This window comes from Streptomyces kanamyceticus (assembly GCF_008704495.1).
Taxonomy (GTDB): domain Bacteria; phylum Actinomycetota; class Actinomycetes; order Streptomycetales; family Streptomycetaceae; genus Streptomyces; species Streptomyces kanamyceticus.
In genome coordinates this window covers 7,966,939-7,988,790 of record NZ_CP023699.1, presented here as the reverse complement: position 1 = coordinate 7,988,790, position 21,852 = coordinate 7,966,939, and the positions used below count along the sequence as shown (strand labels likewise).

Below are 21,852 nucleotides of genomic sequence, written 5' to 3'. Positions count from 1 at the left end.
GTTCCCCGCGCCCCTTAGGGGCGCGGACCGCGCCGGGATAATTCGGTGGGGGCCGAACCGTTCCCGACCTAGCCTCTGGTCATGCCCTCTTCCCACCCCGCACCCCTCCCCTGGTTCCGTCGGCCCGCGACGCTCGCGGGCGCCGCCGCCACGTTCACCGTCGTCATGTGGGCCTCCGCCTTCGTCTCCATCCGCAGCGCGGGGGCCGCCTACTCGCCCGGCGCGCTCGCGCTCGGCCGGCTGCTCGCCGGGGCGCTGACGCTCGGCGTCATCTGGGCGGTGCGCAGAGAGGGCTGGCCACCGCGGGCCGCCTGGCCGGGCATCGCCGTGTCCGGGCTCCTCTGGTTCGGGGTGTACATGGTCGTCCTCAACTGGGGCGAGCAGCAGGTCGACGCGGGCACGGCGGCGCTGCTCGTGAACGTGGGACCGATCCTCGTGGCGCTGCTCGCCTCGCGCCTGCTCGGCGACGCGCTGCCGCCCCGCCTGCTCGCCGGGATGGCGGTGTCCTTCGCGGGCGTGATCGCCGTCGGCCTCTCGATGTCGGGCGAGGGGAAGGCGTCCGTGCTCGGTGTGGCGCTCTGCCTGATCGCCGCCGTGGGGTACGCGGCGGGGATCGTCGCGCAGAAGCCCGCGCTCGGCAGCGCCAGCGCGCTGCAGGTGACGACGTTCGGCTGCCTGGTGGGCGCGGTCGGCTGCCTGCCGTTCGCGGGCCAGCTCGCAGAGGACATGGGCCACGCCCCCGCGTCCGCGACGCTCAACATGCTGTATCTGGGCGTCTTTCCGACCGCGCTCGCCTTCACGACATGGGCGTACGCACTCGCCCGTACGACCGCGAGCCGCATGGGCGCGACGACCTACGCCGTGCCCGCCCTGGTCGTGGCGATGTCGTGGCTGGCGCTCGACGAGGTGCCCGGCGCGGTGACGCTCGGCGGCGGCGCGCTGTGTCTGGCCGGGGTCGCGGTGGCACGCTCCCGTCCCCGCGCACGGGCCGCCGCCACCCCGGAGAGCACGCTTTCCGACAGGTAGATGTAATCTGCATCCGTCCTGCCGGACGAAACAAGGACGTAACACGGGAGTGGCCGTGGGGCATGCGACGGATGCGACGGACAGCGGGAGCTCAGCCGAGGACTCGGCGGAGAGCCCGGCAGTACCTTCAACTAACGGCAACGGGCCGCCCGTTGTGCTCTCCAACAGCCGCGCCCGCGCCGTCGGGTTCGGCGCTTCGGTGCTGCGCGGACAGGCTCAGGTCACCTTCCTGCCGAGCGCCGCGGCGGGCGCCGTCTTCTGTGTCGCGCTGTTCGCCGCGGGCTGGCGCTACGGCCTCTACGGCCTCGTCGGAACCGCCGTGGGCACCGCCACGGCGCGGTTCCTCGGCGCCGACAGGGACAGGGTCACCACGGGGCTCGAAGGCTTCAACGCCTGTCTGACGGCGCTCTGTTTCGCCGTGTTCCTGGGTGCGGACCACCTCTCGACGGCGCTGCTCGCCATCGGCGGCTGCGTGGTCGTCACGGTGGTGACCTCGGCCGTCGTCAATGTCCTCGGCGTCTGGGGGCTGCCCTCGCTGACCCTCCCGTACTGCCTGATCGCGAGCACCATGACGATCGCGGCGCCCGGCTTCGAACGGGTCTGGCACCACGGCGAGGCACTCGCCGCCCTCACCCACGCGGCGACGGGCCCCACCGTCGTACGCCCCGCCGAACTGGCCCGCGCCTTCTTCGCGGACTTCGCCCAGATCTTCTTCATGCCGCAGTGGTACGTGGGCGCTCTGCTGTTCGCCGGGCTGCTGATAGCCAGCCGCCGCGCGGCCGCCGTGGCGGCCCTGGGCAGCGCGGTCGGCATCGCCACGGCCTGGGTGCTCGGCGCCCCCGCCGCACAGATCACCGACGGCTCGATGGGCTACAACTCCGTCCTCGTGGCGCTCGCCCTGTGCGGCGTCTTCCTGCCCGCGCGGACGGCGACCCTCGCGTACGCGCTCGTGGGCGCCGCCGCCGCCACGGCGGTCGGCTCGGCGCTGTCCGCACTCTTCGCGCCGTCCGGCGGACACACCTTCACCTGGCCGTTCGTGCTGACCACGCTCGTGTTCCTGGCAGGCGCCAAGTCCTTTCCGCGGCTTGCCGGTTCGGGCCCTTCGCGGCCGGAGCGGGGCGATACCGTGACGGCATGAGTATCGCCTTCGACGCACTGGCCGCCGCCGCGCTCGGCGGGGCCTGGGGACAGCTGGGGACCAGCGCGGCCGCCGCACTCTGGGAGCGGCTCCGCGAGCGGTTCGCGGGAGATTCCGGCGTCCTGGCCGTGCTCGACGAACGGGACGCGACGGACCCCGAGGCCGTGCGCCGACTGGGCGGGGCGCTGCGGGAGCTGGCCGCATCCGACCCCGACTTCCACCGTGAACTCCAGACGCTCACCAGCCGGTTCGGCCCTTCGGCGCCGCAGGTCAACACGGTCAACGACTCCCGGGGCCTGAACGCGCCGGGGGCGACGTTCACCGGGCCCGTCACCATGAACTTCGGCGACGAGGCGGAGACCGGCGGGTCGTGAGCAATCACGTCGACGGGTCGTCGGGGCTCAACGCGCCGGGTGCCGTCTTCCACGGCGACGTCCATCTCAGCCTGCCCGGCGCCGGATCCCCGGCCGAGAGCGACGCACGCCGGATCGAGCACCTCCTGCTGCGGGTCCTGCAGAGGGAGTTCAACGACGGGGCATCGGTCGGGCTGCTCGATCCGTCCCTCGCGCGCGAACGCCGCAGCATCGCGGACGTCTTCGTGGACCTCCTCGCTTGGCTGCCGTCCGACAGCGGGGGCGAGGAGCGCTTTCAGGGCGCCGACCGGTTCTTCGTCGAGCAGTATCTCCAGATGGAACGGCCGTCCTTCCGGACCGTCCTGACCGGTGGCCCCGGCCAAGGCAAGACCACCGCCGTACAGATGCTCACGCATCTGCACAGGGCCGCGCTGCTGCGGCGCTTCGACGCCGAGCTGCTCTCCCCGCAGACCGTCGCGGAACTCGAACGCGTCGATCGCGGACTGCGCAGACTGGGCCTTACCCCGCCCACGACGGCGCGCTTCCCCCTCTGGATCGAAGCCGACGCGCTCGCCTCGTACCTGAGCGGGGCGGCCGAAATCCGGTGCTCCCTCTGGCACTTCCTCGCCGATCGCTACGCACGTCTCCTCAAGACGGAGATCGCCACCGACCGGGTCCGCGCGCTGGCCCGCGCCGTTCCCACCGTCATGGTCCTCGACGGATACGACGAGGTGTCCCCCCACCATCGCGGTGCCGTCATGAGCCACGTCATGGACTTCGCCGACGAGATGCAGCTGGACCGGGCCGACACCTCGATCGTCGTGACCTCACGACCGCAGGCGTACGGGGACGAGCTGCGCCCGCACGGATTCGCCGCCTGGTCCCTGACGGACCTCACCCCGAAGGAGGCCGAGCGGCACGCGGCCGCCCTGGTCGGCACGGGCCCCGAGGGCGAGCGGCTGCTCGCCCTCTTCCGCGGGGCCGGTGTCCGCAGCGATCTGCCGGACATCCTGAACACGCCGCTGCACGTCGCCCTCGTCGTCTCGATCCTCGCCGACTCGGGTGAACTCCCCACGGGACGGCACCGGTTGTTCGCCCGCTACTACGACCACGTGTACGCCCGCGAGGAGGGGCGCGGCGGGGAACTCGGCACGTTCCTGGAGCGCTACCGGGGGCTCGTCGACGAACTGCACCGGCGTGCCGCCTTCCACATCATCGTCGCGGGCGAGGAGCAGCACGACGTGCGCGGCATCCGCGCCGCCGACTTCGCCGGGATCGCCGAGTCCGTGGTGCGGGACACCGGGGTGCTTCCGGGCGACGACGAGGCGGACGTGGTGCGGCAGTTGCTCCGCTTCGCCAGGGAGCGGCTCGTCCTGATCGTCGGGGTGGACTCCGACATCGTGGGTTTCCAGATCAAGTCCCTGGTGGAGTTCCTGGCCGCCGCCCATCTCGCCGGGACGCGTGACGAGCGGCTGGTGCGCGAGCGGTTCCGCGCGGCCGCCGAGGCCGAACCCTGGCGCAACGTGGCGAGGTTCATGGCGACCGCGGCCTTCGAGACGGAGCACCTGGGCGAGCGGGACCTGCGGGACTCGGTGATCACCACGCTGGCCGAGCTGGACCTGGCACAGTTCTCCGGCGTCGCGTCGCTGGAGCTGAGAGGGGCGGAGCTGGCTGTCGACCTCTTGGCGGACATGCCCGAGCTGGAGGACCGTTACCGACTGCACCTCCTACCCACCGCGGACGTCATCGCCGACCTCGCCCGCCGTGCCGACCGCCTCGCCGCGTCGGCCGGGGGCCTCTTCGACGGACCCCGGGTCGATGAACTCCTCGGCCTCCTGGAGTCGGACCCGCCCGCCCGGGTCTCGCACCGCAACCTCTGGCGATTCCTCAACAAGCTGGCGGAGTCGGGGAACAGTCATGCGGTGCGGGCGGCACGGACCCATCTCGAAGGGGCCTCCCCCGCCGCGCTTCCCCGGCTCCTGCTGGACATCGCGGTCCCCGAAGTCGTGGGGCCCGAACAACTCACCGCTCTTCTCCGGCGCGCGGATCCGCACTCCGTGGACGCCGCTTCGCTCGTGCGGTCCGTCGACGAGCTGCCCGCGTGGGCATGGGCCGCCTGGCACGTGATGCATTCCGGGGCAACCTCACACGGGCTCAACGGCATCCAGCTCGAAAACATGTGGCCGTTGTCAGGACCCTTGTCCCTGACAGACGCGACGTGGCTGGAGCCGCTGGCCACGCCGCCCGACGACTGCCACCCGCACTGGGCGGCATGGCGCGAGGTCGCGGAGGCCGTGAGCGCGCCCCGCGCGGCCACGTTCGCCTCGCTGGCTCGCAAGCGGGCGGACTTCAACGAGTTCTCGGCGTGGCGGATGCTGCCGTGGCCCCTGCGGGAGGGCCTCGTCACCGCGCGGCCCACCGGGCCGTTGGACGCCCACGCCTGGTATGCCGCGGAGGAGCGCTGGAGAACGGCCGGGGTAGGCCTGCACGACATCGACACGTACCTGCGCCATGGCGCCATCGGCGCCCGGGTGGCGTCGAGCGGTTTCCCCTTCGCGGCCATGCACTGGGTCACGCCGGGTGTGACCGATCAGCGCGTCGAGGCGCTGGCCGCGGAAGTCTGGGACATCTGGTCGGCACGCCGCGGCGGCGTGCGCGCCCGCCTGAGCGCTGTCGCCGAGAACCTGCTCGTACCGCTCTGCGACTACGGCCTGCGCCACGACCTGGACACCGTACGGGCCGAGCAGTTGCGCGAGGTGATCGCGTGCATCCCTGAGGAGAGCGATCTCAGCATCTCGTACGAGTCGGCCCTGCTGACGCTCTCCGACTGCCGGGACGACGCGGAGTTCGTCGGGCTCGCACGACGACTCACCCGTCGAGGATGGTCCGTGCCCGCCGGGAGGACCGGCCAGGGGTCGGCACGCGACGTCATCGAGCGGGCGCGCCGCCTGCTCGATGACGTCACCTTCCGGAGCCTGTGCAGAACGATCGCCGAGCTGAGCGACCTGCCGGAGAACTGGGAGGCGCTGGAAGCCCACTGGATCGCGCCCACGGACACCGGGCACGAGGAATGGCCGCTGACGAACCTGCTGCGCGCCGATGGAGCCGCCCCCACTGACCGCGACATCGCTCGGGCCCTCGCGTCCGCGGACAGTTGGGAACTGACCGAGCTGGCCGAGAACAACCCGTACTGGTCGGAGGACCTCCGCGCCCGCGTACTGGACCAGATCAAGCTCCAGTCAGGCGATCGATGGCTGATCCACAGTGTCTCGCGGCACCGGAGCGGGTTCACGGCTCCTGCCAGGTCCGTGCTCCCCCTGGCCCGCCTGAAGCTGGGCACCTGAGCCAGCCTGGAGTTGGGCACCCGACTCAGAACATCACCAGCGCCCGACCTCCCTTGCCCGCGACCATGTTCTCGAACGCCGCCGGGATGTCGTCGAGGCCGATCCGGTCGGTCACCAGGGTGGCGAGGTCGAGGCGGCCCGCCCGGACGTGACCGGCCAGGACCGGCAGGTCCACGGCCGGGTCGGAGTTGCCGTAGACGCAGCCCGAGAGGGTCCTGCCCCAGTGGAAGAGTTCCAGGGCGTTGAAGATGACCTGCTGGTCCTTGCCGCCTATGCCGACCACCGTGGTGCGGCCGCCGCGGCGGGTGGACTCCCAGGCCGTGCGGATGGTCACCGCGCGGCCCACGCACTCCACGGCCACGTCGACGCCGTGGCCGCCGGTGAGCTTGCGGATGTCCTTCGCCGTCGTCTCCGAGGCCACCACGTAGTCCGTGGCACCCGCCGCGCGCGCCAACTCCGCCTTCTCCGGGGAGACGTCGACCGCGATGATCTGCGCCGCGCCCGCGATCCTGGCGGCCTGCAGCGTGGCGAGGCCCACGCCGCCGACGCCGTAGACCGCGACCGTCTCGCCCTCGCGGACCTTCGCCGAGTGGTGCACGGCGCCGTACCCGGTCAGGACGGCGCAGCCGAGCAGGGCCGCGTCGGCGAGCGGGACGCCGTCGGGCACCGGCAGGACGCAGCCTGCCGCGACCACCGTCTCCTCGGCGAACGCGGCGACGTTCAGGCCGGGGTGGAGGTCGCCGCCGTCCGACCGGCGCTTGGCGTAGACGTCCGCCGCGCCCGCGAGGGCGTTCCCGCAGAGCCACACCTCGCCGAGTGAGCAGGCGTGGCAACTGCCGCAGGACGGCGCCCAGTTCAGGACGACGCCGTCACCGGGCGCGACGTGGGTGACGCCGTCGCCGACGGAGACCACCGTGCCCGCGCCCTCGTGGCCGAGCACGGCGGGCACCGGGACGCGCATCGTGCCGTTGGTCAGGGACAGGTCGGAGTGGCAGACCCCGGCGGCGGCCAGGCGCACCCGGACCTGGCCGGGGCCCGGCTCTGGCAGGTCGATCTCGGCGATCTCCAGGGCGGAGCCGACGGCGGGGAGGATGGCGGCGCGGACCACGTTCACGTACTCCTTAGGCGGTGCGGGAGGGGGTCGGGCGGCTCAGAACACTCAGAGGACTCAGAGGACTCAGAGGACTCAGGACGCTCAGAACTGGAGGGACTTCGTCTGGAGGTACTCCGCGAGACCGTGCGCGCCGAGTTCGCGGCCCACGCCCGACTGCTTGTAACCGCCGAACGGGGCAAGGGGGTTGAAGCTGCCGCCGTTGATGTCGACCTGTCCTGTGTCCATGCGTCGCGCGAACGCGATCGCCTCCGCGTCGTCGGCGGCCCACACCGCGCCCGCGAGGCCGTATACGGTCCCGTTGGCGATGCGCAGGGCGTCCTCCTCGTCCTCGTAGCGGATGAGGGAGACCACCGGGCCGAAGATCTCCTCCTGGGCGATGGTCATCTCGGGGGTGACGTCGGCGAAGACCGTCGGCTGGACGTAATAGCCCTGTTCCTGGGGCGATTCGGGGCCGCCCGCGACGATCCGGGCGCCTTCCTCGACGCCCTTCTCGATGTAACCGCGCACGCGCGCCTGCTGTTTCGCGTTGACGACGGGGCCGATGCGGGGGCCGTACTTGGCGGCGGCCGCGGCCGCGAGCTCCACCGCCTCGTCGTACCGGTCGGTGTGGACCAGCATGCGGGTCCAGGCGCTGCACGTCTGGCCGGAGTTGGACATCACGTTCGCGACGCCGACGTTGACCGCCTTGGCGAGGTCGGCGCTCGGCAGGATGACGTTGGCGGACTTGCCGCCGAGCTCCAGGGCGACGCGCTTGACCGCCGCGCCCGCCGTGGCGCCGATCCGCTTGCCGACCGCCGTCGATCCGGTGAAGGAGACGAGGTCGACGCCCTCGTGCTCGGCGAGCGCCTGCCCGGCGACCGGGCCGAGCCCGGTGACGAGGTTGAAGACCCCCGCGGGGATGCCCGCCTCGTGGGCCGCCTCGGCGAAGAGCTGCGCGGTGAGCGGGGTGTCCTCGGCGGGCTTGAGCACGACGGTGCAGCCCGCGGCGAGCGCGGGGGCGACCTTGTTGACTATCTGGTGGAGGGGGTAGTTCCAGGGCGTGATCGCGCCGACCACGCCGATCGGCTCCAGGTAGACGGTCGAGTTGCCGACCCGCTCCTCGAAGGCGTGCGTCGCGGCGAGTTCCGCGTACGAACCGGAGACCAGGATCGGTACGCCCGCGTGGACCGCCTCCGAGAAGGCCAGCGGGGAGCCGAGCTCCGCCGTGACGGTCTCGGCGATCTCGTCCTTGCGGGCGACGAGCCGGTCGCGCAGCGCGCCGATCAGCGCGGCGCGCTCGGCGGGCGGGGTCGCGGACCAGGACGGCAGGGCCGCTCGGGCGGCGCGCACCGCGGCGTCGACGTCCTGGGCGTCGCCCGCGGGGACCTCGCCGACGGGCCGCTCGTCCACGGGGTTCAGGACCGTGATGGTGCCGGTGCCCGCGGCCGGGCGCCAGGCGCCGTCGATGTACATGCCGTCGTGGGGCTTCATCGCCGTCCTCCAGATAGTCGTCAGGACCACAAACTAGCGTTGATAGTTTTCTGGCACCAGGGGGTGGGGCTTCCGCCCGGGCCGGGAGCGGGGGAGGCCGTGACTTAGGTGCGGGTGTAGGTGCGGGTGTAGGTGCGGGTTCGTTGTGGCTGAGCGCGCCGTTCCCCGCGCCCCTTACGGGGCACCCCTGACGCCCCCGCCCCCACCCTTGGACATTCCAGTCTCATTCGCCCCGAATTCAACTTCTGTTGTGTGACAGCTGCATGACAAGGCGTCAACTCTCTTGATCTGACCCCGTGGAGCCGCCACGCTACTGAACGCGACGGGAGCGGCAGTGGCCGCTCCCATCTGTGTGTGCGATCACGCGCACACCCCCCACAGTCGCGACGCCCGACCCCGGGCGCGCCGCCTATGAGGAGGACTCCCTCGTAATGGCCATGCTCCGCAGCAAGAAGACTGTGATCGCCGCGGCGATCTCGACCGCCACCGCCGCCGTCATCGGTACGGTCGCCGCACTGCCCGCCCAGGCCTCCGCCCCCGCCGAAGGCACCGTGATCGCCGCAGGCTCCGCCGACGCGGTCAAGGGCAGCTACCTCGTGACCCTGAAGGACAGCTCCGGCCTCAAGGCCGCCACGAGCCAGGGCAAGGACCTCATAGCCGAGTACGGCGGCTCGGTGAAGAAGACCTACAAGTCCGCCCTGAACGGCTTCGCCGCCGGTGGCCTCAGCGCGACGGAGGCGAAGAGACTCGCCGCCGACCCGGCGGTCGCCTCCGTCGAGCAGGACCAGAGACTCCACGCCACCGCGACGCAGTCCAACGCCCCCTGGGGCCTGGACCGCATCGACCAGGCGAAGCTCCCGCTCTCCGGCACCTACACCTACCCGGACAGCGCGGGCGGCGGCGTCACCGCGTACGTGATCGACACCGGTGTGCGGATCACGCACTCCGAGATCAGCGGCCGCGCGGTCAACGGCTACGACGCCGTGGACGGCGACAACACCGCCCAGGACGGCAACGGCCACGGCACGCACGTCGCCACGACCATCGCGGGCAAGACCTACGGCGTGGCCAAGAAGGCCAAGATCGTGGCGGTCCGCGTGCTGGACAACAACGGCTCGGGCACCACCGCGGGAGTCGTCGCGGGCATCGACTGGGTGACGGGCAACCACGCGGCGGGTGCCCCCGCCGTGGCCAACATGTCGCTCGGCGGCGGCGCCTCCACCACGCTCGACAACGCGGTGAAGAAGTCCATCGCCGACGGCGTCACCTACGCGGTCGCGGCGGGCAACGACAACGCCAACGCGGGCAACTCCTCGCCCGCCCGGGTCCCCGCGGCCATCACGGTCGGCGCGACCAGCAACACCGACGCCAGGGCCAGCTTCTCCAACTACGGCTCGATCCTGGACATCTTCGCGCCGGGCGTGAACATCAAGGCGGGCTGGAACACCAGTGACACCGCCACCAACACCATCTCGGGTACGTCGATGGCCACTCCGCACGTCGCGGGCGCGGCCGCCGTCTACCTGGCGGGACACACCTCGGCCACCCCGGCCCAGGTCTCCACCGCCCTCGTGAACGGCGCCACGCCGAACGTCGTGACCAGCCCCGGTTCGGGTTCCCCGAACAAGCTGCTCAAGATCGTTCAGTAACTCTCCGCTCGGCACGGTCAGCACGGTCAGCAGTGCCCCGGGGGCGTTCCGCGCCTCCGGGGCTCTTCCGCGCGCCGAGCCCCGCCGCGACGAGCAGCAGCCCGCCCAGCATCACGAACGGCGCCGCCACGCCCGCCACTCCGGCGATCAGACCCGCGCCCGCGGGGGCGGCGACCTGGCCGAGCCGGTTGCCCGTCAGGCGCAGCGCGAGGGCCGTGGAGCGGGCGCCGGGCGGCGCGGCCCGCACGACCGTCGTCATCGACAGCGGCTGGCCGACGCCGAGGCAGAAGCCCAGCAGGACCAGCATCACGCCGAGTCCCCACACGGGTACGGGAAGCGCGATCCCCGCGCACAGGAACGCGGCGAGCACGCAGGTGACGACGATCAGGACGGCGCGGCCGAGCAGGTTGATCAGCGGTGTCATCACCAGGCGGCACGCGATGGTCGCCGCCGCCCGCAGCGAGAGCAGAAGACCGACCGTGGCGGGCGCGATCCCCCGGTGCTCGCCGACCACCGGCAGATAGGCCGTGAGGATGTCCGTCGCCGAGAGCACCGCGAGGCTGATGAAGATGCCCGCGGGCACGCCCCGGGTGCGCAGGATGCCGAACACCGGAACCCGTGGGGCGGGCTCCGCGGACGGCGCGGCGCGCACGTGCTCGATGCGCCACAGCGAGGTGAGCGAGACCGCCGCGACCGCCGCCGAGACGAGGAGCGCGAGCGCGCTGGTGCGGTCCATGTCGGCGCCGATCAGGGCGCCCGCCGCGATCGGCCCGACGAGTTGTCCGAGCGAGGCGCCGATGGTGAAGTGGCCGAAGTTCCTGTCCTGTTCGGCGGGCGCCGACTGGCGGGCCACGATCGACTGCGCGCCGATCACGAAGCAGAGGTGACCGAGCCCCATCACACCGCTCCACGCGGCCATCGCGGCAAGGGAGTCGGCCGTGCCGCTGAGCGCGCAGCCGCCGGAGATCAGGACGACGCCGACGGGCAGCAGGGGCGCGCACCGCCCGTGGTCGGTCCTGCGGCCCAGCGGTACGGCGGCGAAGAGCGGGAGCAGCGCGTACACGCCCGCGATGACGCCGATCGCCCGCTCGTCGGCGCCGAGCGCGAGGGCCCGGTAGGAGACGGCGGGCCGCGCCATCGACACCGCCCCCTGCGCGAAGCTGAAGGCGATGACGAGACGGAGCAGCCAGCCCCTGCCACCGGGCCCGGTCGACGCGTCGGGCATCAGATGATGCCGAAGAGGATTCCGGAGCCGAGCACCACGAGCGAGGTGAGCACGGCCCACTTGACGGTGAACCTGGTGTGGTCGCCGAACTCGACCTTGGCCATGCCGACCAGGACGTACACGGCGGGCACCAGCGGGCTCGACATGTGCAGGGCCTGTCCGGCGATGGAGGCGCGGGCGATCTCCAGGGTGCCGACGCCGTGCGCCTGGCCCGCCTCGGCGAGGACCGGCAGGACGCCGAAGTAGAAGCCGTCGTTGGACATGAAGTAGGTGAGCGGGATGGAGAGCAGGCCCGTCACCAGGCCCATCTGCGAGCCCATGCCCTCCGGGATCGCGTCGACCAGCCAGTCGGCCATGTTGTCGACCATGCCGGTGCCCTGGAGGACGCCGGTGAAGACGGCGGCGGCGAAGACCATGCCGGTGACGTTGAGGACGTTCTCCGCGTGGGCGGCGATCCGGGCCTTCTGGTCGGGCATGTGCGGGAAGTTGACGGTGAGGGCGAGCGCGGCGCCGAGCAGGAAGAGCACCGGGATCGGCAGCCACTCCATGATCATGGCGGTGAGCAGCAGGACGGTGAGGCCCGCGTTGAACCAGTAGAGCTTGGGGCGCAGGGTGGCGCGGTGCGGGTCGAGACCTTGGAAACCGTCGTCGTCCGCGTCCTCGTCCGTGGCGTCGGCGTCGGTGCCCGCTCCCCCGACGGATCCGGTCGACTTCTTCGTGAGCTTCGTACGGCCGCCGTCACCGTCCTCGTCACCGGCTCCGACCAGGACCGTCTCGTCGTCCTGCGCCGTCTCCTTGGTCAGGACGTCGTCGAGCGAGAGGACACCGAGCCGCTTGCGCTCGCGCAGACCCAGGGCGTACGAGAGGAGGAAGACCGCGACCAGGCCCATGGCGAGCGCCGGGATCATCGGGACGAAGATGTCGGACGCGTCGACCTTCAGGGCGGTGGCGGCACGGGCCGTCGGGCCGCCCCAGGGCAGGGTGTTCATGACGCCGTTGGCGGTCGCGGCGACGCCCGTCATCACGACGAGGCTCATCTTGAGGCGCTTGTACAGCGGGTACATCGCCGAGACCGTGATCATGAAGGTGGTCGAGCCGTCGCCGTCCAGCGAGACGATCGCGGCGAGCACCGCGGTGCCGACCACGATGCGCACCGGGTCCGCCTTGCAGAAGCGCAGGATGCCCCGGACGATCGGGTCGAAGAGGCCGACGTCGATCATGACGCCGAAGTACACGATGGCGAACATGAGCATGGCCGCCGTGGGCGCCAGATTGCCGACGCCGTCGAGGACGTAGTCCCCGAGATGGGCTCCCTTCCCGACGAACACGCAGAAGAGCGCGGGAATCAGCACCAGTGCCGCGATCGGCGACATCTTCTTCATCATGATCAGCACCAGGAAGGTGGCGATCATGACGAATCCGAGGATTGTCAGCATGGGGGCTACCTAACGTTCACCATCGAACTGCCACCAGGTCTGGCGGTCCGGCTGACGTTAGGACCCCCTCGGAAGTGTTAACAAGATGTTGACGCGCGAGCAATAAGCGCAAAACTCCAGGTCAACGCGGTAGGGCTAGGTAAACGCCGGGGCCGGGGCGGTGACCTGCACGGCGAAGCCGTTGAGCACCGCGTTTCCGGAGAGCGGGTCGAGGAGCGTGCCGTCGAGGAGCTGGTTGACGTTGGCGCCCGGTTCCTCGGCCGCGACGGCGAGCCGGGTGCCGGGCCGGTCGTGGCCCCAGCCGTGCGGCAGGCTCACCACTCCGGGGCGCACCGCGTCCGTCACCTCCACCGGCACGTCGATCTGCCCGCCCGCGGCGGCCACGCGCGCGTGGCCGCCGTCCACGAGACCGGCGCGGGCCGCGTCGTCGGGATGGATGTGCAGGGTGCAGCGGTTGGAGCCGCCCACCAGGGTGCGGACGTTGTGCATCCAGCTGTTGTTGGACCGCAGATGGCGCCTGCCCACCAGGACGAGTGCGGCGGGCGCCTCGGTCATCGCGCGGGCGAGCCGGGGCAGCTCGGCGGCGAGCGGCTCCGGGAGGAGCTCGACGCGTCCGCTGCGGGTCTTGAGCACCTCGGGCACGCGCGGGGCGAGCGGTCCCAGGTCGATGCCGTGCGGATGCGCGAGGAGCCGCGCCAGGGTCAGGCCCTCGGGGCGTGCGCCGAAGCCGTCGCCGTAGGGGCCGAGGCGCAGCATCATGTCGAGCCGCCGCTCGGGCCCGTCCTCGCCGGTCAGGAGCCCGGCGAGCTCCTTGGGGTCCCGGCCGTACGCCGCCGAGTGCGGCTGCTTCACGGCCTTGCCGAGGGTGTTGTCGACGACCATCGTGTCGACCGCCGCAGGATCGGCGCCGTGCATGCCGCTCACCGCGAGGACGAGCCGGGCGAGGATCTCGCTCTCCGCCATGCGCCCCTCCTCCAGGGGGATCGCGGCGCGGGTGTAGCGGACCTGGTTGCGTACGGCGAATCCGTTGAAGGCGAAGTCGTGGTGGGCGCTCTGGGCGGGCGGGGGCGGCGGGAGCACCACGTCCGCGTGGCGTGACGTCTCGTTGAGATAGGGGTCGACGCTCACCATGAAGTCGAGGGAGTCCAGGGCGCGGTCGAGGCGGTCGCCGTCGGGCGCGGACAGGACGGGGTTGGCGGCGATGGCGACGACCGCGCGCACGGCTCCCTCGCCCGGTGTGTCGATCTCCTCGGCGAGCGCGGCGAGCGGCAGTTCCCCCTTGGCCTCCGGGTGTCCGCTCACCCTGCTGTGCCAGCGCCCGAGCGCGAAGCCCTTGCCGGGGCCCGCGGGGCGGGGCGGCTGTGCGGTGGCGGCGAGCGGGAAGAGGGCGCCGCCGGGGCGGTCCAGGTTCCCGGTCAGGACGTTCAGTACGTCGACGAGCCAGCTGGTGAGGGTGCCGAAGGCGACGGTGCTGGCGCCGACGCGTCCGTACACGGCGGCGGTGGGCGCGTCGGCCAGTTCGCGGGCGAGCGCGCGGATGGTGTCGGCGGGCACGTCGCAGGCCTCCGAGACGGCCTCTGGGGTGAACTCCCGTACGGCGTCGCGCAGTTCGTCGACGTCCCGCACCTGGTCGGCCAGCGCGCCGAGGTCGGTCAGCTTGTCCTCGAAGAGCGTCCGGGTGAGCGCCGCGAGCAGCAGCGCGTCCGTGCCGGGACGGATCGCGAGGTGCCGGTCGGCGAGCGCGGCGGTGCGGGTGCGGCGCGGGTCGACGACGGTGAGGGTGCCGCCGCGCGCCTTCAGCGCCTTGAGCCTGCCGGGGAAGTCGGGCGCGGTGCACAGGCTGCCGTTGGACTCCAGGGGGTTGGCGCCGAGGAGCAGCAGGTGGTCGGTGCGGTCCAGGTCGGGCACCGGGATGGCGAAGGCGTCGCCGAAGAGCAGCCCGCTGGAGACGTGCTTGGGCATCTGGTCGACGGTGCTCGCGGTGAAGAGGTTGCGGGTGCCGAGCGCGCCGAGCAGGACGGGCGGGTAGAGGGCACCCGCCATGGTGTGGACGTTCGGGTTGCCGAGGACGACACCGACGGCGTTCGGCCCGTGCTCCTCGATCAGCGGCCGCAGCCGGGCCGCGACGACGTCGAACGCCTCGCCCCAGCTCACCTCCTGGAGCCGCCCGCCCTTGCGCACGAGGGGCGCCCGCAGCCGGTCGGGGTCGGCGTCGGCCTCCCCGAAGGAGGCGCCCTTGGGGCAGATGAAGCCGCGGCTGAACACGTCGTCCCGGTCGCCGCGCGCGCCGGTCACCCGGGTGCCTTCGACGGTGAGCGTGAGCCCGCAGGTGGCTTCGCAGAGCGGGCAGATGCGCAGGGCGGTACGGGGCATGAGCCCTCCCCGGGGCATGGGTGTGCGAACACGTCGGGCATGAGGCGTGCGGACCCATCGAGCATACCGACCGGTACGCATGGAGGGCAGCCCCTGCGCGCGGCGCGAACCCTCCCCTTACTCGCCCGCCCCGCCAAGCCGATGCGTCAGATACGCGTGAACCAGCTCCCTGGCCTCCACGATCAGCGCCGCGTCGCCCGACGGGTCGGTGCGGAAGGCGAGTTGGAGGACCGAGTCGACCGCCTCGACGGCGACCACGACGGCGCGGCGCAAGGTGGCGTCGAGAGGGCGGCCGAGGTGAGCGGCGAGGATGTCGCCGACGCGGTCGGCGACGTCGAGGTTGGCGTCCGGCATCGCGTCGGGGGCGGAAGGGATGCCGAAGTCGACGAGGCCGAAGCCCGGCACCGAGCGCTTCATGGCGAGGTACTCGTCGAAGGCGATGTCGATGGCGCCGCGCCAGTCACCCGGGGTGACGTCGGCCATGCGCGCCCCGACCCGTTCGCCGTAGCGGTCGAGGTTGCGGTGGGCGAGGGCGTCCGCCATGGCGCGCTTGTTGCCGAAGAAGCGGTAGACGGAACCGATCGGGACGTCGGCGCGCTGCGCCACGGCGCGGGTACTGAGGCCCTCGTAGCCGACCTCGTCGAGGAGGGCGGCACAGGCGTCGAGGATGCGGGTCAGGCGTTCGGCGCTGCGCTGCTGGACGGGCGTGCGGCGCAGGGCGCCCAGCGGGCGGGGTTCCTCGGGCGGGTTCGGGTGGGACATTCCGGGAGAGTAGAGCACCGTTCATGTTCCTGGCTCCCTCTTGCGGAAGGAAAAAGTGAATCCTACGGTGTTCCATAGGAATCATGACTAGGGAGCGACGATGAGCGGGGACCACGCAAGCGATGCCCGGAAGACCGCCGAAGGGCTGTCCTATCTCTCCGGCTTCGGCAACGAACACAGCTCGGAGGCCGTGCCGGGCGCCCTGCCGCACGGCCGCAACTCTCCCCAGCGCGCTCCCCTCGGGCTCTACGCCGAGCAGCTGAGCGGCTCCGCCTTCACCGAGCCACGGGCGCACAACCGCCGCTCGTGGCTGTACCGCATCCGCCCCTCCGCCGCGCACCCGCGGTTCACCCGCGTCGACAACGGCGCGCTGCGCACCGCCCCCTTCGCGGAGTCGGTGCCCGACCCGAACCGGCTGCGCTGGAACCCGCTCCCCGAGCCCGCCCCCGGCACGGACTTCCTCGCGGGCCTGTGGACGCTCGGCGGCAACGGCGACGCGACCCAGCGCACCGGCATGGGCATCCACCTCTACCACGCCAACTCCCCCATGCGGGACAGGGTGTTCAGCGACGCGGACGGCGAGCTGCTCATCGTGCCCGAGCACGGCGGTCTGCTGCTCCGCACCGAACTGGGCCTGCTGCGCGCGGAGCCCGGCGAGGTCGCGCTGATCCCGCGCGGCGTCCGCTTCCGCGTGGAGCCGCTCGACGCGAGCGCGCGCGGGTACGTCTGCGAGAACTACGGCGCCCCCTTCCAGCTGCCCGACCTCGGCCCGATCGGTGCCAACGGCCTCGCGGGCGCACGGGACTTCCGCGCGCCCGTCGCCGCGTACGAGGACGTCGAGGGCCCGGTGGAAGTCGTCAACAAGTTCTGCGGCAACCTGTGGCGCGCGACCTACGACCACTCCCCGCTGGACGTCGTCGCCTGGCACGGCAACCACGTCCCGTACGTCTACGACCTGCACCGCTTCAACGTGATCGGCTCGATCAGCTACGACCACCCGGACCCGTCGATCTTCACGGTCCTCACCTCGCCCTCGGACACCCCGGGCCTGGCGGGCGTCGACTTCGTCGTCTTCGCGCCGCGCTGGCTGGTCGGCGAGGACACCTTCCGGCCGCCGTACTTCCACCGGAACGTGATGAGCGAGTACATGGGCCTGATCGAGGGCGCCTACGACGCCAAGGCGGAAGGCTTCGTGCCCGGCGGCGGCTCGCTGCACAACATGATGTCGGCGCACGGACCCGACCGCGAGACCTTCGAGAAGGCGTCGGCCGCCGAGCTGAAGCCGCAGAAGATCGACGACGGCCTCGCCTTCATGTTCGAGACGCGCTGGCCGGTGACCGCGACGGAACAGGCAGCTCAGGCGTCCCACCTGCAGCGCGGGTACGACGACGTGTGGCAGGGTCTGGAACGCCACTTCCGCGGCTGACGCAGGACCGCGCACGCAGCACACGCAACCGATTCGGAGAGACCGTGACCGCCTTCGCCCCGGACTCGATCGTCCTGAATCGGAAGCTGCCGCTCTGGTACCAGGTGTCGCAGTCGCTGCGCGCCTCGATACTCGGCCGCACCCCCGAGGCCCCGCTCCGGCTGCCCACCGAGGAGCAGCTGGCGGGGCACTACGGGGTGAGCGTGCTGACCATGCGGCAGGCGCTCAAGGAGCTGGAGGACGAGGGCCTCATCTCCCGGCACCGGCGGCGCGGCACGTTCATCGAGCCGAGCGCCCAGCGCGGCTCCCCCGTCCGGCTGCTCGGCTCGGTCGACGCGATCGTGGCCCAGCAGTCGGGCATGAGCACCAAGCTCCTGGAGCACGGCACGGCGCCCGTCCCCGCCGAACTCGCCGAGTACTTCCCCGACTCGGCCGAGGTGGCGACGTACCACCGGCTGCGCGGCGACGAGCTCTCCGGCGAACCCACCAACCACGCCCGCAACTACATCCGCCCCGAACTGGCCGACCGCATCGACCCGGACGACCTCGTGCGCTGGCCGATGACGAAGGTCCTGCGGGACGTGGTGGGCATGACCATCGGCCGGATCACCGACACCGTCGAGGCCACGCTCGCCGATCCGGAGACCGCCCGCCTCCTCCAAGTCCCGCTGCTCAGCCCGATCCTGCACTACACCGGCATCACGTACGACGAGGAGGGGCGCGCCCTCGACGTGGCCCGCATCCACTACCGCGGCGACCGCTTCTCCTTCACGGTCACGCTCGACGCGACGTGACGTCGAGGCGGCGGTACGTCGTACGATGCCGGGCGTGACGCACGACGAAGCGCCGCCGCTCGGTGACCTCATGCCGTGGTCCGTCGCGCCGCTCCGGCCGGGCCGGGGGTGGCCGATGGGCCCCGACGCCGCGGCCCTGAAGGCCCGTTGGGACGCCTTCGTCCGCGCGGAAGGACCGGCGCGGGCCCGGCTGCTCTCCCCCTCGCGCTCGCGCACCCCGCACACCACGGTCGCCCAGCTCCCCGGCCACCCCGGCGGCACGGGCCCGCTCGCCGCCGAGTCGGGGCGCTGCCCGGAACCGGTGCGCGTGCGGCACGGCCCCTTCGACGAACAGTGGCTGATCCCCGACCACCGGCTCATCGACGCGGCACGGCCCGAGCTGTGGCGGGTCGCGGGCGACGGCCAGCTGTTCCTCGTGGAGCAGGGGCACGTCGCGGGCTCCACGGGACCCGCCGTGCTCGCCTCGGCCGTACTGCCCGACGGCCGCTCGCCCGCCGGACGCCCGGGCAGGATCAGGCCGCTGTTCCGCCGCCCCGGCGGGCTTGAACCCAATGTGGCACCGGGGCTGCTCGCCCATCTCTCCGCCACCCTCGGGCACGATGTCGCCCCCGAGGACCTCCTCGCCTGGACGCTGGCCGCCGCGCGGGCGTCGGCCGCGGGCTGCAGGGTGCCGCTGACCTCCGACGCCGAGGTGTGGGCGCGCGGCACGGAGCTGGGGCACCGGCTGCTGCGGCTCCAGGCGCGCGGTGACGGCGACCGGCCGAAGCTCCCCGGGGGACGGCGGCCCTACGTACGGGCGCCGCTGCCCGCACGGCCGACGGCGCTCACCTACGACGCCGACGAGGAGACGCTGTGCCTGGACGCGGGGCGCATCTCGCCGGTGCCGCGCGGGGCGTGGGAGTTCGAGGTGAGCGGCGTGCGGGTCCTGGAGCTGTGGTGCCTGCGCCGGATGCCGCCCGCCGAGCCCGAGGACCCCGGCTCCCTTGAGGCGATCCGCCCGGCGTCCTGGCCGGGGACGTGGACGTCCGAACTCCTCGAACTGATCACCGTACTCACGCTCTTGAGCGAACTGGAGCCGCGGCGGCGGGAGTTGGCGGACGCGCTCGACGAAGGGCCGACGACGGGCACGGCCGGGCTGCGCGAGGCGGGCGTCCTGCCGGTGCCGGACGCGGCGCGCCGTCCGGCGTCCGTCCTCGACCACCACGAAGAGGGCCCGGGCGGCCAGTTCGCGCTCATCTGACCCCGTCGGCCGGTGCCTCGCGCCCGCCGCCGCCCGCCGCCAGCAGCGCGAGGATCCCGGCGACCTGCAGCACGGCGAGCACCACGACACCGGTGCGGAAGCCCGCCGCTCCCCCGCCGCCGAGGCCGTGGGCGAGCGCCGCGATCGCGGGGCCGACCGTGAAGCCCAGGGTGCGCGCGGTGTTGCCGACCCCGCCGCTCGTGCCGAGCATGCCGGGCGGCGCCGCGGCCATGATCGACGCGTTCACCGGCGTACCGAACAGGGACTGCCCGAGCTGCGGCTCGCCGGACTCGACGACGGGGCCGCCACCGAGCTGCTCGCCGCGCACGCGGGAGATCTGCCCCGTCACGTACGCGATCAGATCCGGGGTGAGTCGGGCGGCAATCCGCTCGCCCTGCGCGAGCTGCCCGCCGCCCAGCGGGAGGGCCGGATGTCCGCGTACGACTACCGGTTGGGCGCGCTGCCCGGCCACTCCCGGCTCCTGCGGACGTTCGCGGACCGCATCGGCGCCCTGCCCCGGGCGACCCGCACGCTGCTGGTCGTCGCGGCCGCGGAGGGCACCGGGGACCTCGCGGTGACCGCGTCCGCGGCGAGCACGCTCGGCGCTTCCGTCAGCGATCTGGAGCCCGCCGAACGCAAGGAGCTGATCGGCGTCGACGGCGGCAGGTTCGCCTTCCGGCACCCCCTCGTCCGCGCGGCCGCCTACCGGAGCGCGCCGGTCGGCGACCGCATCGCCGCCCACCGCGCCCTCGCCGACGCGCTGCCCTGCGTGGGCAACGTGGACCGCCGCGCCTGGCACCTGGCCGCCGCCACGACCGAGCCCGACGAACACGTCGCCGCCGCCCTGGAGGAGACCGCCGAGCACGCCCGCGAGCGCGGTGGCTACGCGGCCGTCGCCGCGGCCTACGAACGCGCGGCCCAGCTCAGCCCGGCGGACGGCCACCGCGCCCGGCGCCTCGCGCTCGCCGCGTCGGCCGCCGCGGACGCTGGCCAGCACGAGCGCGCCGCGGAACTCGCCCTCCTCGTCGCCCCGCACCTCACCGACCCCGCCGTGCTCGCGCGACTCGCGCAGGCACGCGCCGCCCTCGCCCGCGAGCAGGGCAGGTACGACACCTCCAGTTCGGTGCTCCTCGACGCGGCCGCCGAGATCGCCCCGCACGCGCCGGGGACAGCGGCGTTCATGGCGTACGAGGCGATGGCGGCGGCCTGGCACTCCGGACAGCGGGAGTCCATCGACGGGATCGGCGCCCGCCTGGCCGGGCTCGGTCTGAAGGCGCCGCCGGACTCGGGACCCTATCTACCGGCCGCCGAGGGCCTCGCCCGGCTCGCCGCGGGCGACCCTGCGGCCGGACTCCCGCCGCTGCGCGCCCTGTTCGAGACGCTGCGGACCGAGCACCACGGTCAGCGGCACACCCTGCGCGAGCGGGTCTCGATCGCCTCCTGGTTCGCGCCGCTCGGCGAGGTGCGGACCGGCAACGACCTCGTGGCCGAGCTGGAGCGCGAGTGCCGCGAGCAGGGCGCGCTCGGCCTCCTGCCGCTGGTGCTCCTGCTGCGCACCCGCACCCGGATCCTCCTGGGCAGGCACGGCTGCGCGCTGCCCGGCGCGGACGAGGGGCTGCGGATCGCCGAGGACACCGGACAGCCGCACTACGCACGGCAGTTGAGGGGCGCCCTCGCCCACCTCGCGGCGCTCGACGGCGACGAGGAGCGCTGCCGCGACCTCGCGGGCCGGGGCGGCGATCCGCGCCAGGTGCTTCCGGGACAGGAGTGGGGCGCGCTGGCCGTCGGCCTCCTGGAGCTGGGCAACGGCCGGTACGAGGCGGCGCTGCGCGTGTACGAGGACGTCGCGGCGAGCCCTTCGGGCCGCACGATCGCCGTCCTGTACGGCGTGCCGGACCGCGTCGAGGCGGCCGTACGGACCGGACAGGCCGCCTCCGTAAGGGAGTTGGCGGCGGACTTCGACGCATGGGCCCGGCACGCGGGCGCGGCCTGGGCGCGCGCCCTCGCCGCCCGGTGCCGTGCGCTGCTCGCCCCCGACCCGGCGGCGGGCGCGGCGTACGAGGAGGCGCTCGCCCTGCACGCCGACGACGGCCGCCCCTTCGAACGGGCCCGCACCGAGCTGCTCTTCGGGGAGTGGCTGCGCCGCGCGGGCCGCAGGAGCGAAGCCCGTACACCGCTGCGCTCGGCCCTGGACACCTTCGAGCTCCTGGCGGCCGCGCCCTGGGCCGAGCGGACCCGCGCCGAACTGCGGGCCACCGGCGAGAGCCGGGCGCGGCGCGGCGGCGGCCTGGCGCCCCTGGAACACCTCACCCCGCAGGAACGTCAGGTGGTGCGGCTCGCGGCGACCGGCATGACCAACCGGGACATCGGCGCCCAGCTGTTCCTCTCGCCGCGCACCGTGGGCTACCACCTCTACAACGCCTATCCGAAGCTGGGCGTGGCGTCGCGCGGCGAACTGGCCGGGCTCGACTTCCGCGACGAGCGGGAGGAGGCGGCCTGACG

16 protein-coding genes are annotated in these 21,852 nt (G+C 72.9%); 9 read left to right on the top strand and 7 right to left on the bottom strand.

The features are described 5' to 3' along the window. Positions 1-81 precede the first annotated feature (81 nt). The 4 genes from CP970_RS34720 (at position 82) to CP970_RS34705 (ending at position 5,861) form a co-directional block, all read left to right on the top strand. Positions 82-1,026 (top strand): DMT family transporter, encoded by a 945-nt coding sequence (locus CP970_RS34720; RefSeq protein WP_055555683.1) that lies wholly within the window; start codon positions 82-84, stop codon positions 1,024-1,026. A 154-nt stretch (positions 1,027-1,180) separates the two neighbouring features. Beyond that, a complete protein-coding gene (locus tag CP970_RS34715; RefSeq protein WP_055555681.1) occupies positions 1,181-2,164 on the top strand; it encodes an urea transporter in 984 nt (327 codons plus the stop codon). Continuing rightward, complete coding sequence (locus tag CP970_RS34710; RefSeq protein ID WP_055555679.1) at positions 2,161-2,538, top strand: hypothetical protein; 378 nt, start codon at positions 2,161-2,163, stop codon at positions 2,536-2,538. The genes CP970_RS34715 and CP970_RS34710 overlap by 4 nt, the downstream gene beginning before the upstream one ends. Next, the gene (locus CP970_RS34705; RefSeq protein ID WP_055555677.1) at positions 2,535-5,861 is read left to right on the top strand and encodes an NACHT domain-containing protein; all 3,327 of its coding nucleotides are present in this window, start codon (positions 2,535-2,537) and stop codon (positions 5,859-5,861) included. Before CP970_RS34710 ends, CP970_RS34705 begins: the two co-directional genes overlap by 4 nt. 25 nt (positions 5,862-5,886) lie before the next feature. On the opposite strand, the gene CP970_RS34700 is transcribed toward CP970_RS34705, so the two are convergent. Then, on the bottom strand, positions 5,887-6,969 hold the full coding sequence (locus tag CP970_RS34700) for a Zn-dependent alcohol dehydrogenase (RefSeq protein ID WP_055555744.1): 1,083 nt from the start codon (positions 6,967-6,969) through the stop codon (positions 5,887-5,889). Between the two features lie 87 nt (positions 6,970-7,056). Then, positions 7,057-8,445 (bottom strand): aldehyde dehydrogenase family protein, encoded by a 1,389-nt coding sequence (locus CP970_RS34695; RefSeq protein ID WP_150494381.1) that lies wholly within the window; start codon positions 8,443-8,445, stop codon positions 7,057-7,059. A gap of 431 nt (positions 8,446-8,876) precedes the next feature. On the opposite strand from CP970_RS34695, the gene CP970_RS34690 reads away from it, so the two are divergent. After that, positions 8,877-10,094 (top strand): S8 family peptidase, encoded by a 1,218-nt coding sequence (locus CP970_RS34690; RefSeq protein ID WP_150494379.1) that lies wholly within the window; start codon positions 8,877-8,879, stop codon positions 10,092-10,094. Here the strand turns inward: CP970_RS34690 and CP970_RS34685 are convergent. The 4 genes from CP970_RS34685 to CP970_RS34670 form a co-directional block, all read right to left on the bottom strand. Then, entirely contained in the window at positions 10,078-11,319 is a 1,242-nt protein-coding gene (locus CP970_RS34685) for an MFS transporter (RefSeq protein WP_055555465.1), read from the bottom strand. The genes CP970_RS34690 and CP970_RS34685 overlap by 17 nt on opposite strands. Beyond that, entirely contained in the window at positions 11,319-12,755 is a 1,437-nt protein-coding gene (locus tag CP970_RS34680; RefSeq protein WP_055555463.1) for a CitMHS family transporter, read from the bottom strand. Before CP970_RS34680 ends, CP970_RS34685 begins: the two co-directional genes overlap by 1 nt. A 135-nt stretch (positions 12,756-12,890) precedes the next feature. Beyond that, positions 12,891-15,128 (bottom strand): molybdopterin-dependent oxidoreductase, encoded by a 2,238-nt coding sequence (locus CP970_RS34675; protein WP_055555461.1) that lies wholly within the window; start codon positions 15,126-15,128, stop codon positions 12,891-12,893. Positions 15,129-15,245: 117 nt separating this feature from the next. Beyond that, positions 15,246-15,890, bottom strand: a complete 645-nt coding sequence (locus CP970_RS34670; RefSeq protein WP_055555459.1) for a TetR/AcrR family transcriptional regulator — start codon at positions 15,888-15,890, stop codon at positions 15,246-15,248. Positions 15,891-15,990: 100 nt separating this feature from the next. Between CP970_RS34670 and hmgA the strand changes: the two genes are divergently transcribed. From hmgA to CP970_RS34655, 3 genes are read left to right on the top strand one after another with little or no spacing between them, the layout of a single operon-like run. Beyond that, positions 15,991-17,316: a homogentisate 1,2-dioxygenase gene (hmgA, locus tag CP970_RS34665; RefSeq protein ID WP_055556662.1), complete on the top strand. Its 1,326-nt coding sequence runs from the start codon at positions 15,991-15,993 to the stop codon at positions 17,314-17,316. Between the two features lie 44 nt (positions 17,317-17,360). Beyond that, positions 17,361-18,110, top strand: coding sequence for a GntR family transcriptional regulator (locus CP970_RS34660; RefSeq protein WP_055556660.1), 750 nt, complete (start codon positions 17,361-17,363; stop codon positions 18,108-18,110). Between the two features lie 25 nt (positions 18,111-18,135). Continuing rightward, positions 18,136-19,350, top strand: a complete 1,215-nt coding sequence (locus tag CP970_RS34655) for a type ISP restriction/modification enzyme (protein WP_055556658.1) — start codon at positions 18,136-18,138, stop codon at positions 19,348-19,350. On the opposite strand, the gene CP970_RS34650 is transcribed toward CP970_RS34655, so the two are convergent. Next, the gene (locus CP970_RS34650) at positions 19,343-19,822 is read right to left on the bottom strand and encodes an MFS transporter (RefSeq protein WP_150494377.1); all 480 of its coding nucleotides are present in this window, start codon (positions 19,820-19,822) and stop codon (positions 19,343-19,345) included. The genes CP970_RS34655 and CP970_RS34650 overlap by 8 nt on opposite strands. On the opposite strand from CP970_RS34650, the gene CP970_RS34645 reads away from it, so the two are divergent. Then, positions 19,781-21,850: a LuxR C-terminal-related transcriptional regulator gene (locus CP970_RS34645; protein WP_055556654.1), complete on the top strand. Its 2,070-nt coding sequence runs from the start codon at positions 19,781-19,783 to the stop codon at positions 21,848-21,850. The genes CP970_RS34650 and CP970_RS34645 overlap by 42 nt on opposite strands. Positions 21,851-21,852: the final 2 nt, after the last annotated feature.